General features: G+C 58.7%; 8 protein-coding genes. 4 read left to right on the top strand and 4 right to left on the bottom strand.

Going from position 1 to position 12633, the window contains the following annotated elements; genetic code table 11:
* The first annotated feature begins 25 nt into the window (after positions 1–25).
* From MXM41_RS09805 to MXM41_RS09795, 3 genes are read left to right on the top strand one after another with little or no spacing between them, the layout of a single operon-like run.
* The gene (locus tag MXM41_RS09805; RefSeq protein WP_325931604.1) at positions 26–1117 is read left to right on the top strand and encodes an HlyD family secretion protein; all 1092 of its coding nucleotides are present in this window, start codon (positions 26–28) and stop codon (positions 1115–1117) included.
* The gene (locus MXM41_RS09800) at positions 1114–2685 is read left to right on the top strand and encodes a DHA2 family efflux MFS transporter permease subunit (RefSeq protein ID WP_325931602.1); all 1572 of its coding nucleotides are present in this window, start codon (positions 1114–1116) and stop codon (positions 2683–2685) included. The genes MXM41_RS09805 and MXM41_RS09800 overlap by 4 nt, the downstream gene beginning before the upstream one ends.
* The gene (locus MXM41_RS09795; RefSeq protein WP_418936776.1) at positions 2685–4205 is read left to right on the top strand and encodes an efflux transporter outer membrane subunit; all 1521 of its coding nucleotides are present in this window, start codon (positions 2685–2687) and stop codon (positions 4203–4205) included. Before MXM41_RS09800 ends, MXM41_RS09795 begins: the two co-directional genes overlap by 1 nt.
* Before the next feature lie 737 nt (positions 4206–4942).
* Here the strand turns inward: MXM41_RS09795 and ldtB are convergent.
* Entirely contained in the window at positions 4943–5863 is a 921-nt protein-coding gene (gene ldtB / locus MXM41_RS09790) for a L,D-transpeptidase (RefSeq protein ID WP_325931600.1), read from the bottom strand.
* 220 nt (positions 5864–6083) lie between these two features.
* On the opposite strand from ldtB, the gene MXM41_RS09785 reads away from it, so the two are divergent.
* Positions 6084–7679 (top strand): ABC-F family ATPase, encoded by a 1596-nt coding sequence (locus MXM41_RS09785; protein WP_325931599.1) that lies wholly within the window; start codon positions 6084–6086, stop codon positions 7677–7679.
* Between the two features lie 49 nt (positions 7680–7728).
* Here the strand turns inward: MXM41_RS09785 and MXM41_RS09780 are convergent, their stop codons facing one another.
* From MXM41_RS09780 to MXM41_RS09770, 3 genes are all read right to left on the bottom strand, one after another.
* Positions 7729–8991, bottom strand: coding sequence for a DUF1479 domain-containing protein (locus tag MXM41_RS09780; RefSeq protein ID WP_325931598.1), 1263 nt, complete (start codon positions 8989–8991; stop codon positions 7729–7731).
* Between the two features lie 150 nt (positions 8992–9141).
* Entirely contained in the window at positions 9142–9957 is an 816-nt protein-coding gene (locus MXM41_RS09775) for a Cof-type HAD-IIB family hydrolase (RefSeq protein WP_325931597.1), read from the bottom strand.
* Positions 9958–10197: 240 nt separating this feature from the next.
* Positions 10198–12630, bottom strand: coding sequence for a formate C-acetyltransferase/glycerol dehydratase family glycyl radical enzyme (locus MXM41_RS09770; protein ID WP_325931596.1), 2433 nt, complete (start codon positions 12628–12630; stop codon positions 10198–10200).
* Positions 12631–12633: the final 3 nt, after the last annotated feature.

Genomic DNA, 12633 nt, shown 5'->3' with positions numbered 1-12633 from the left:
TCACTAACAGGACGGACGCTGTTCTATGGCAGAAGAAAACCAACCCTCTGAAAATAGCGATAATAAAGAGACCGAACGTAAACGCCCCGGCAAAAAGCCGCTGATTATTCTGGGTGCGGTGGTGATCGTGATGGTCATTGTGGCGCTGGTCTGGTGGTTTATGACCCGCAACGAGGAGACCACCGACGACGCCTTCACCGAAGGCGATGCCGTCACCATCGCCCCGAAAACCGCAGGCTATGTCACCGACCTGAGGGTGCGGGATAACCAGCGGGTGAAAAAGGGCGATCTGCTGGTCACCATCGACCCCCGGGACACTCTCGCCCAGCGAGACCAGGCAAAAGCCCAGCTTGGCCTGGCCGAGGCCCAGCTGCATCAGGCCCAGGCGCAGCTGGCCCTCTCGAAGGTGCAGTATCCCGCCCAGCGCGATGAAGCCAACGCTCAGGTGATCAAAGCCCAGGCGGATCTCGCTAATGCCCAGGCGGAGTATCGCCGCCAGCGCGGCGTCGATCCCCGCGCCACCACGCAACAGAGCATCGACGCGGCTAACGCCCAGCTGCGCAGCGCTCAGGCCCAGCTTGCCAGCGCCAAAGCGCAGCTTGAAGTCGCCTCGCAGGTGCAGCTGCAAATTCGCCAGCAGGAGACCAACGTCGAAGCCCGTGAGCGTCAGGTGGAGCAGGAGCGCGCTCAGCTGGAGACCGCCGAGCTGAACCTCTCTTACACCGAGGTGCGGGCCCCCTTTGACGGCTACATCACCAAACGCAACGTGCAGACCGGCACTCTGGTGCAGGCGGGAACGGCGCTCATGTCGCTGGTCTCGACCGATATCTGGGTCGTCGCCAACTTTAAAGAGTCGCAGCTGGAGCGGATGCGCCCCGGCAATAAAGTAACGCTAAGCGTGGACGCCTGGCCGGATCTGGAGCTGGAAGGGCATATTGACTCCATCCAGCAGGGGAGTGGCTCGCGCTTTGCCGCCTTCCCGTCGGAGAATGCCACCGGCAACTTCGTGAAGATTGTCCAGCGCGTGCCGGTGAAAATTGTTATTGATAAAGGGCTGGATCCTGACAAGCCGCTGCCGCTGGGTCTGTCGGTTGAACCGAAGGTAACCCTGGAATGAGCGAGCACAGCCATGAAAACTGGCGTCCCGCCAGCAACCCGTGGGCGGTGGCGATCGTCGTCACCCTCGCGGTATTTATGGAGATCCTCGACACCACCATCGTGAATGTGGCGCTGCCCCATGTGGCGGGGTCGCTCTCCGCCAGCTACGACGAATCCACCTGGGTACTCACCAGCTACCTGGTGGCGAACGGCATCGTACTGCCCATCTCGGCGTTTCTGAGCCGGCTGTTTGGCCGCAAGCAGTTCTTTCTGATCTGCATTGTGATGTTCACCGTCTGCTCATTTCTGTGCGGGATCGCCACCGAGCTTTGGCAGATCATCCTGTTTCGCATCCTGCAGGGCTTCTTCGGCGGCGGGCTACAGCCTACCCAGCAGTCGGTGCTGCTCGACTACTTTAAGCCGGAAGATCGGGGCAAGGCCTTTGGCCTGTCATCCATCGCCATTATCGTCGCCCCGGTGCTGGGGCCGACGCTCGGCGGCTGGATCACCGATAACTACTCCTGGCGCTGGGTGTTCTTTATTAACATTCCGGTGGGGGTGGTGACCGTGCTCGCTATCTACCAGCTGCTGGAAGATCCGCCGTGGGAGAGTAAATCAAAAGAGAAGCTTTCCATCGACTGGACCGGCATCGGGCTTATTGCTCTGGGTCTCGGCTGCCTGCAGGTGATGCTCGATCGCGGGGAAGATGACGACTGGTTCTATTCGAACTTTATCCGCACCTTTGCGGTGTTGACCCTGATCGGCATTATTGGCGCCATCTACTGGCTGCTGTACGCCAGAAAACCGGTGGTGGATCTGCACTGCATGAAGGATAAAAACTTTGCCGTCTCCAGCCTGCTGATGGCCGGTATGGCAATGATCCTTTACGGCAGTTCGGTGGTGATCCCCCAGCTGGCGCAGCAGGATCTGGGCTATACCGCCACCTGGTCGGGGCTGGTCCTTTCGCCCGGCGCGATCCTGATCGTGCTGACCATCCCGCTGGTGCTGAAGCTGATGCCGATTGTGCAGACCCGCCTGATTATTGCCTTCGGCTTTACCTGTCTGGCGGTGTCGTTCTTCTGGTCGCGCACGCTCACGCCGGATATCGACTTCGAGACCCTGGTGCTGTTTCGCAGCGCCCAGTCCATCGGGCTGGGTTTCCTGTTTGTGCCCCTGACCACCATTGCCTTCATCTCGATCCCAAGACGGCTGAACGCCGACGCCGCGGCGCTGTTTACCATGTTCCGCAACGTGGCGGGGTCGGTGGGCATTTCGCTCTCGACGGCGGCCATTACCGAGCGCTCGCAGGCCCACAGCGCCCATCTGGCCACGCATACCTCAGCGTTTGATGAGCCGTTCCAGCAGACGCTGCGCGAGATGGCGCAGGCGATCCAGAACTTCACCACCCAGGTGGGCGATCCTACCGGCATTGCCACTGGTCGCATGTACCAGGCGATGATCGAACAGTCGCGTTTCCTGGCCTACGTGGACGTCTTCACCATTCTGAGCGCGGTGGCCTTCTTACTGATCCCGTTTTGTTTGTTGCTCTCGCCGGTTAAGAGCGAGGGGAGTGCAGGAGCACACTGATGATTCAACGATTAAGTCCCCTGATGTTAATGCTGTTGCTGGCAGGCTGCGCCGTGGGGCCCGACTACCAGCAGCCCGCGCCGCAAACCCCGAGCCACTGGAACGATCCGGGCGATCGGGACGTAAAATCGCAAACCGCGTCAAGCGCCCTCAACCCGCGCTGGTGGAAAACCTTCGGCGACCCGCAGCTGGACAGCCTGATCGAGCGTGCTATCGCCGGCAACCTGTCGCTGCAGCAAACCGTGCTGCGCATCGCCGGGGCAAGGGAGCAGATCAACCAGGCGGGCGGGGCCTTCTTCCCGGCGGTGAATGGCAATTTGCAGGCTACCCGGCAGCAGCTGGGGCTGGAGGGAGAGCTGAAATCCCACGGGGTATACGATCAGCTTGATGAGGTTGATCCCGAACTGCGCGGGGCGCTGGGGCCGTTGACCCAGCCGATTAACCTTTACCAGGGCAGCTTTGATGCCCAGTGGGAGCTGGATCTGTGGGGCAAGGTGCGTCGTCAGGTGGAAGCCGCTAATGCCCGGCAGCAGGCGGCCATCGAGCAGCGTAACGACGCGCTGGTATCACTGGAGGCCGAAGTCGCCCGCGCCTGGCTCCAGCTGCGCGGTGCCCAGAGCAGTATCGCTACCCTTAATACGCAGATTGAGAGCGCCCGGCAGACGCTGGAGCTGACCGACAGCCGCCAGCGCGGCGGCCTGTCACCGCAGATGGACGTGGAGAACGCCCGCGCCCAGCTCGGCAATCTGGAGGCCCAGCTTCCGCAATATGAAGCCCAGGCGCGGCAGGCGATGAACGGCCTGGCGATCCTGCTTGGCAAACCGCCGGGCGCGCTGGACGGTGAGCTACAGGCCAGCAAACCGCTGCCCGCGCTGCCGGAGATTGTCCCCACCGGTATTCCCTCCACCCTGGCACGGCGGCGGCCGGACGTGCGTGAAGCCGAGGCTAATCTGCATGCGGCTACCGCGCAGATCGGCGTCTCGGTGGCGCAACTGTTCCCCAGCGTTTCGCTCAGCGGGCAGTTTGGTCTGCGCAACAGCGAAGCCAGCTGGCTCACCGACTGGAGCAGCCACTTTTACAGCGTAGGGCCGCAGGTTTCGATCCCCATCTTCCAGGGCGGGCGGCTGGTCTCCAGCGTGAAGGTAGCCCGCGCGCAGCAGGGCGCCGCGGTGCTGGAGTACCGCCAGACGGTACTTACCGCGCTGGGAGATGTGGAGAACGCGCTGGTCAGCTACCGCACCGATCAGAAGCGGGAAGCGGGATTAAGCAAAACCATTGATGCGCTGCAAAACGCCTTCGATCTGGCGAGCAGCAGCTATCGTCAGGGGATAGCGACCTTTATCGACGTGCTGGATGCCCAGCGCCAGCTGGCCCAGGCGCAGCAGCAGCGGGATCAGGCCCGGGTACAAAGTGCGTTGGATCTGGTGGCGCTCTATAAAGCGCTGGGCGGGGGATGGGAGCCGTACCAGCAGGTGCAATTGCCGGATTATGCTGTGTTTGGGGATGCGCCGAGGGGATGATTTAGCGCTTTGGAAAGAAATTGCATATTCGCCATTCAGAGGTGAGTTCCGTTCACTTTATGACGGATAGAATATGACGTTCCAGCACACGTGAACGGGAAAAGGGGGCCACCGCGGCCCCCTTTTCAATCCCCGCGGCCCCGCAAGAAATCGGTGCTTCGCACTGCGCTCACCTCCCGACCTGCTGCCTGCGGTCTGCTCAACTCGTGATTACTCGTCCCGTCCCTGGGACTCGCCCCTTCGGGGCCAACGCAAGCGTTGTTCAAAATTGCTCCCAGCAATTTTGTCTGTCTCGATTCGCCTCTGGCCGCCATCCCTGGCGTCCAGCCCTTGTCATCCGGTCTCCGGTTCGCCGATTTCAGCGGGACTCAACACCCGTGCCACATGCAGAAATTGTTAAAAGACTCTTTTAAGATTTTTTCAAACAGCTGGAAAGGTGGAGGGGGCGAGAGTCCGGCTGAAAATCGCCGAAGCGTTTCCTGTAGGCCGGGGCGAGGCGCAGGGATGCGCCGAGAGGGCGTGACCTACAAGGATGTAGGATCACGCCCGACCCGAAAGCCGGAAGGAATAAGCTGAGGGGACCGCGAAGCGGCGATTTTCTTTGCCGGGAGCCGGGATTGTTAAGGGGGCGGCGATAGCCCCCTTAACGCGTTCACCGCAGCAGGGTGAACATAATGCAGAGATGACTTAGTGAACGGAACAATTCCACTGTTTCAGCAGAATTGTTCCTATTACCATCAGTTCAACCGAACCGGCATCCCCGAACGATTCTGAATCGCCTGATCCACAATAGTCGCATCCACATCCTGCTCACCGGTCACCGCCTTCACGTTGCTGGTCAGCGTAATCGGCACAGTCACGTTATTGTCGATCTGCTCTTCGCTGGTGGAGAGCGGGTTATGCACTTCGAGATAACGGCTGCCATCTGGCTCGGTGGTCGCTTTTACAGGCTCGTTGATGAACTGCACGCGGGTGCCAACCGGCACATTTTCGAACAGGAATTTGATGTCGTCGTTACGCAGACGCACACAGCCGTGGCTCACGCGCAGGCCGATACCGAAGTTAGCATTGGTGCCGTGAATGGCATACAGACGGCCAATATAGAGCGCGTACAGACCCATCGGGTTATCCGGGCCCGCAGGCACAACGGCTGGCAGCGGCTCGCCTGCAGCGATGTATTCGGCGTGCATTTTCGCGGTTGGGGTCCAGGTTGGGCCGGCTTTCTTGCGCTCAACTTTGGTGGTCCAGTTCATCGGAGTATCTTTACCCAGCTGGCCAATACCGATTGGCAACACGATCACGGTGTTAGTGCCTTTCGGGTAGTAGTACAGACGCATTTCGGCGCTGTTAATGACGATACCTTCATGCACGGTGTCCGGCAGGATCAGCTGCTGAGGGATGTTCAGCACGGTACCGCCTTTCGGCAGGTAAGGATCGACACCCGGGTTAGCTTCCAGCATGTTGGACAGGCCAAGCTGGTACTCTGCTGCGAAATATTCCAGCGGCTGGCTGTTGCCTTCTTCGATGGTCACAACCTGGTTCTGACCCACCAGACGGCTACCGTCGGTTGGCAGTGGATAGGTGACAGCAGAAGCGGTCTTGCAAAACCCTACTACGGCAAACGCCGCCGCAAAAAGCGAAGTTAATTTCATATTCATGTTGTGCGAGGTATCTGTGCCACGTTGGCAGGTTGTTTAAAAGTCAGAACGGTTTAGGGAGCGCATTATATGTGCATTCCCCCCCGCATGGAATTCGGATGTGTACTAAATCACACTTTTTTCAATCCTGTTAAAGTTTAGCGCTACGTTGTTACACGGGATCTCATTTCGGAATTGTGGCATAATGCCGGGTTTATCACACTTCTCGCAGGAATCTCCCGTGTTAGTTACCAGCAACGTCACTATGCAGTTTGGCAGTAAGCCGCTGTTTGAAAACATTTCCGTCAAGTTTGGCGGCGGCAACCGTTACGGCCTGATTGGTGCCAACGGTAGCGGAAAATCCACCTTCATGAAGATCCTCGGCGGCGATTTAGAGCCGACCCTGGGCAACGTTTCTCTCGATCCGAACGAGCGCATCGGCAAGCTGCGTCAGGATCAGTTCGCCTTTGAAGCGTTCACCGTGCTTGACACCGTGATCATGGGCCACGTTGAGCTGTGGGAAGTGAAGCAGGAGCGCGATCGCATCTACGGCCTCGCCGAAATGAGCGAAGAGGACGGCTACAAAGTGGCCGATCTGGAGACGCAGTACGGCGAGATGGACGGCTACTCCGCAGAAGCGCGTGCGGGCGAACTGCTGCTGGGCGTGGGTATTCCGGTAGAACAGCATTACGGCCCCATGAGCGAAGTCGCACCCGGCTGGAAACTCCGTGTTCTGCTGGCGCAGGCGCTGTTCTCTAACCCGGACATCCTGCTGCTCGACGAACCGACGAACAACCTCGACATCGACACCATTCGCTGGCTGGAGCAGACGCTGAACGAGCGTAACAGCACCATGATCATCATCTCGCACGACCGTCACTTCCTGAACATGGTCTGCACCCATATGGCCGATCTGGACTACGGCGAGCTGCGCGTTTACCCGGGCAACTACGACGAATACATGACCGCCGCCACCCAGGCGCGTGAACGTCTGCTGGCCGATAACGCCAAGAAAAAGGCGCAGATTGCCGACCTGCAATCCTTCGTCAGCCGCTTTAGCGCCAACGCGTCCAAATCGCGTCAGGCCACCTCCCGCGCCCGTCAGATTGACAAGATCAAGCTGGAAGAGGTCAAAGCTTCCAGCCGTCAGAACCCGTTCATCCGTTTCGAGCAGGATAAGAAACTGTTCCGTAACGCGCTGGAAGTGCAAGCCCTCACCAAAGGCTTTGACGAAGGTCCGCTGTTCAAAAACTTTAACCTGCTGCTGGAAGTGGGCGAGAAGATCGCGATTATCGGCGCTAACGGCGTGGGTAAATCCACCATGCTGAAGACCCTGGTAGGTGAGCTGCAGCCGGATAACGGCACCGTGAAGTGGTCCGAAAACGCCTCGATTGGCTATTACGCGCAGGATCACGAGTATGAGTTTGAAAACGACCTGACCGTTTTTGAATGGATGAGCCAGTGGAAATCAGAAGGCGACGACGAGCAGGTGGTGCGCAGCTTCCTGGGCCGTCTGCTGTTCAGCCAGGACGACATCAAAAAGCCGGCGAAGGTACTCTCCGGTGGTGAGAAGGGCCGCATGCTGTTCGGCAAGCTGATGATGCAGAAACCGAACATTCTGGTGATGGACGAACCGACCAACCACCTGGATATGGAATCCATCGAATCGCTGAACATGGCGCTGGAGATGTATCAGGGCACCCTGATCTTCGTCTCCCACGACCGTGAGTTTGTCAGCTCGCTGGCGACCCGCGTAATTGAAATTACGCCGGAACGCGTGGTGGACTTCAGCGGTAATTACGAAGATTACCTGCGCAGCAAAGGTATCGACGGTTAATCACCCGATCCTGACCCTTCCCGTCCGGGAAGGGTCATCTCAAAAGCGATCAGACCATACCCAGCGCGCGTTTGCCGTGAATGTTCAAATCATCAACGGTGAAGCGTGACTGCCATTCAGACTCATAATCTTCGCGTGGGAAATCGCCCGGCGAGGCCCCGGCCTCCAGCGCCGCTTTCACCTTCTTCGCGTAGGCGAGATTTTTCTCGCACATCGGCGCTGCCGGAATGTACATCACGTTGCCCCAGCCCTGCTGGTTCTCAACCGGTGCCACCGAGTGGATCACATCGCAATGCCACCAGACGGAGTCACCCGCCTCCAGCGCCGGAATGCTGGTCAGGGCTTCAATTAACAGCGGATGCCACTTCTCCGAGATCGGCAGCACCCGGCCCGGCGCCACGCCGCAGAGTTCATCTTCCGGCACATCGTCCAGCAGCGGACGCAGCAGAATGTAAGCCATCGCTTCCGGGATCGGCACTACGTGCAGCAGGCCCTGATCGGGGATCATGTCGGACAGCGCCGTCCAGCCCTGGAAGGTGCGAAACACCGAGCATTTGGTGGTGTTGTCCACGGTGTACTCTTCCACTTCGGTCCTGTGAGCGGCGTTCCAGGGATCGTAGCGATCGACATTACCGTTGAAAACGTGGGCAAAAACCTGCTGATAGGCCGGCAGCAGCCAACGCTCCAGCGCACCGGAATCGGTGTGCGCCCCGAGGCCTTTAGAGGTGGTGCCCGGCGGACGGCGACGAATGCGGTCCGGGTAGATGACGCTAACGTCCGGGTCGAACCACTGCTTGCCGTTGCTCTCAAAAGTCCATAAACGGTTCAGGAACGACTGCACTTGAGCCATCTCTTCGCTCTGGCGGGCTTCCATCTGGGCGTGTGACCAGTAGATCGGATAGATCTCCGGGCGGGAAGCGGTGAGGGAGCCAAAGAAGTTATCCCCTGGACCTTTATAGACATCATCAAAACGGTTGAGATCCAGATAGTCGAGCATCGCGTTATCCCACGCCAGCGCCTTCTCGCGCGGGAAATGACCTTTGATTACCGCACAGCCGCGGCGTTTAACCGCCTCGCGCTGTTCCGGGCTGATGTTACCGCTCTGCACGTCCGCAAAGGGGATCACCGGCCAGACGGCATCGCCTTTGCTTTTCAGGATAGTAATTTCTGCCACGCGGCTGGCAATTTTTGCGCTCAGGCGATCGAACACGCCCTGCACGTCGCCAATCTGTGCCCGCAGTTCGCGTTTCATCTGACGGATGGCCGCTTTGTGGTCGGAAGGCAAAGTTTCACTGGTAAACGTTAAGGTCATAACAGCCTCGCTATCTTTCATTCGAAAGTAAAAGTGATTACAAGTGATACTTTAGGTTAAAAATAAGTTAATGCAAGTTAAATAACTTGATGAAGTGCACAACCCGGAGAGAAAGAGAGAGGTTCGCCGGAGGGGCCTCCGGCGAGAAAATCAGTTACTGAATGGCGGGGTATTATCGAGGACGGCCTGAATCACGTTCAGCGCGCCCTGGTGGTTATTGTCATCGGCCTGATAACGGGTGATGGCTTTGATGCTCTCGCCCGCGTTACCCATAGCGAAGGAGTAGTTCACAAACTTCAGCATCTCAGCGTCGTTACCGCTGTCGCCAATGGCCACGCACGCCTGAGGAGAGATGTGCCAGCGCTTCAGCAGGCGACTGAGACCGCTGGCTTTATGCAGACCGGGGATGATCAAATCGACAAAGCCAAACCCGCTGGTCACCGGCTTCATAATGCCGTCGAGGGAGACATGCAGAGCGTCGATCAGGTTTGGGATATCGCTGTCGGGCAGGTTCAGGGAGAACTTGAACAGCACGTCGTCAATCTCGCGATAGTCGCTGATGCGTTGCAGCCGGTGATAGTGTTTTGACATCAGGTCGACAAAGGCGTCGGAGGCCTTTTCGCTGACGTAGGCGCTTTCCAGACCGCAGGCGACGAAGTTCAGGGAGGGATCTTTCAGCAGCTCGCCAATAACGATCTGCGACTCATGCTTCGTCAGCTCGCCGTGGAAAATCTGCTCGCCGTGATCGAACACCAGCGCGCCATTTTCCGCCACGAACGAGATCTGCTCTTTCAGCTCCGGGAAAAAGGAGATGAGCTGGTAATACTGGTTGCCGCTGGCGACAACGAACTCAATATTACGGGCCTGAAGTTGCTGGAACTGCGCCTGAAAGCGGTCACGATCGTACTGCTTGGCGTCATCAAGGAAAGTTCCGTCCATATCAGTGACGATAACTTTAACGGTCATACATTGCGCTCCTGGATATAACTGCGACCAGCAACATTCTAATAACAATGTGACCTAAACCACAAACACTTTCGAATGAAAGCGAAAAAGCCGGGTGGCGGAGGTAAAAGCAAAACGGCAACCGGGTTGCCGTTTTTGGGGTTTGCTCCCTCTCCCGGTGGGAGAGGGCCGGGGTGAGGGCACCAGCGCGCGCATTTCCCCCTCACCCTAACCCTCTCCCTCAAGGGAGAGGGGATCAAACTACAACGTATGCTCCGTACGCGCGATGATATCGTCCTGCGCATCCGGCGACAGAGCGGTGAAGAACGCTGAATAACCCGCCACGCGCACCACCAGATCGCGATACTGGTCCGGGTGTTTCTTCGCTTCCAGCAGGGTTTCGCGCGACACGATGTTGTACTGGATGTGCCAGCCTTTATGCACCTCAAAGAAGGTCCGCAGCAGCACCATCAGCTTCTGGCGGTCGCTGTCGTTATCCAGCGTCGCCGGGTTAAGCTTCTGGTTCAGCAGCACGCCGCCCAGGATCGCCTCAGTCGGCAGTTTGCCCACGGAGCCGATCACCGCGGTTGGGCCCAGGTGGTCAGTACCGGAGGCCGGACTTGCCCCTTCCGCCAGCGGAGTATGTGCTTTACGCCCGTCCGGGGTCGCCATGGTTGCCGCGCCAAAGGGCACGTTGGCGGAGATGGAGGAGGTTCCGGCGTAGTAATTGCCGCCAGTCGGGCCGCGACCGTAGCGCGGGTTATGGTACTGCTTCAGCTCTTCGATGTAGGTCTGGTAGGCCCGGGCCAGCAGCAGATCCACGCTGTCATCGTCGTTACCGTACTTCGGTGCACCGTTGATCAGACGCTGGCGCAGCTGCTCGTGAGTCAGCCCCTCGTAGTCATCGGCCAGCGCCGCCGCCAGCTGCTGCTGACCAATCCCCCCCTGGTCAAAGACCAGCTTCTTCACCGCCGCCAGGCTGTTGCCGAGGTTGGCGATACCTACCTGCAGGCCGGAGACCCAGTCGTACTTCGCGCCGCCCTGTTTGATGCTCTTCGCGCGCTCAATGCAGTCGTCCACCAGCGCCGAGCAGAGAATATCGTGGACGTTCTCCTCCAGCATGGTATCCACCACGTACTCAATTTCGATGGACTTGCGGGTGTAATATTTGATCTGATTATCCCAGGCGGCCATCACTTCGTCGAAGTTGTTAAAGTTGCCTGCCGAGAACGCTTTTTCCTGGGGCAGGAACACCTTGCCGCTGGTGGCGTCGCGCCCGCCTTCCATCGCCGCCAGCATTACGCGGGCGAAGTTGATAAAGCTCATCCCGGTGCAGCGGTAGCCCCACTTGCCGCCGACGGCGGTTTCGATACAGCCGATCGCGGCGTAGTCGTAAGCATCCGCTTTTTCGATGCCGAGCTTGATGAACTCCGGAATAACAATCTCATCGTTGTTAAAGGCCGGCATCCCGAAGCCGCAGCGGATCACCTGCACGCAGGCGTCGAGGAAGTCGTTGCTCATGCCCGCGTGGTAGCGCACGCTCAGGTTCGGCTGGGTGGAACGCAGGCGACCGCAGGATTCCAGAATCGCGTAAGAGAGCGGGTTAACCGCGTCCATCGCCACGTCGTTCACCAGCTTCTGGCCGCCGATAGTGACGTTCTGATACAGCGGGCTGCCCGCCGAGGCTTTGGAATGCGAGCCGGAGCGGATCTTGTTTACCTCCAGCAGCTTCAGCCAGCAGCTGTGCAGCAGTTCGATGGCGTGTTCGCGATCCAGGGACTGGTTCAGCTCCACGTCGCGACGGTAGTACGGATAGAGATACTGGTCCATCCGGGCAAAGGAGACCGAGTGGCCGTTGGATTCAATCTGCAGGATCAGCTGGATGAAATAGCACAGCTGCAGCGCCTGCCAGAAGGTTTTTGGCGGCTCGTGGGCAATCACATCGCAGTTTTCCGCCATCGCCAGCAGCTCGTCGCGGCGGGTTTCGCGGGTTTCGCTGGCGGCCATCTCACGCGCCAGGTCGGCGAAGCGTTTGATGTGCATGCTTACTGCTTCCAGCACGATATCAATCGCTTTCAGGAACTGGTCGCCGTGGAGGTCTTCCAGCACCGTCAGGTTGATGCGGGAGCGGCGCTCGGCCACCTTGTGGCGCAGGCCGTCGAGCCCTTTTTCCAGCACTAACGGGAAATTCACCGCCAGGTGGGCGTCGCCGGAGGTCATATTGCCTTCGGCTTTGATAATGCCGGTTTCCAGCAGGCCTTTCTGCTCGTCGGTGAACATGCCGTAGCAGCGATCCTGCACCGTCTGGCCGCGCCACCACGGGCAGAGTTTATGCAGAACGCGTTTGTTCTCTTCGCTTACCGCAAAGCCCGCACCCGGACGGTCGGCGAGATCGTCGATCTCTTTTTCAATCCACGAGACGGTGTATTCCGGGAAGATCGGCGCGGCGCGCACAACGCTTGCCTGGTTACCGATAATCAGCTCGTCATGTTTGATCCAGATAGTGCGCTGTGCCAGATGGTGTGCCAGGGCCAGCGCGCGGCGCACCGGGATCGGCTTATCCATATGCTGCTGATACATTTCGGTGTAGTGCTGCGCACGTTCGGTACAGACCGGCGGCTTAACAATGTGGACCAGGGCAGATTTATGCGCCTTAATGCGATCGCTCAGGGTAGTAAGATTCAGCTGTGTCATAAC

This window comes from Leclercia adecarboxylata, from assembly GCF_035787115.1.
In the GTDB taxonomy this organism is placed as follows: domain Bacteria; phylum Pseudomonadota; class Gammaproteobacteria; order Enterobacterales; family Enterobacteriaceae; genus Enterobacter; species Enterobacter adecarboxylatus_E.
The sequence above is the reverse complement of the archived record's forward strand: the minus strand, read 5'-3'. Positions and strand labels throughout refer to the sequence as shown.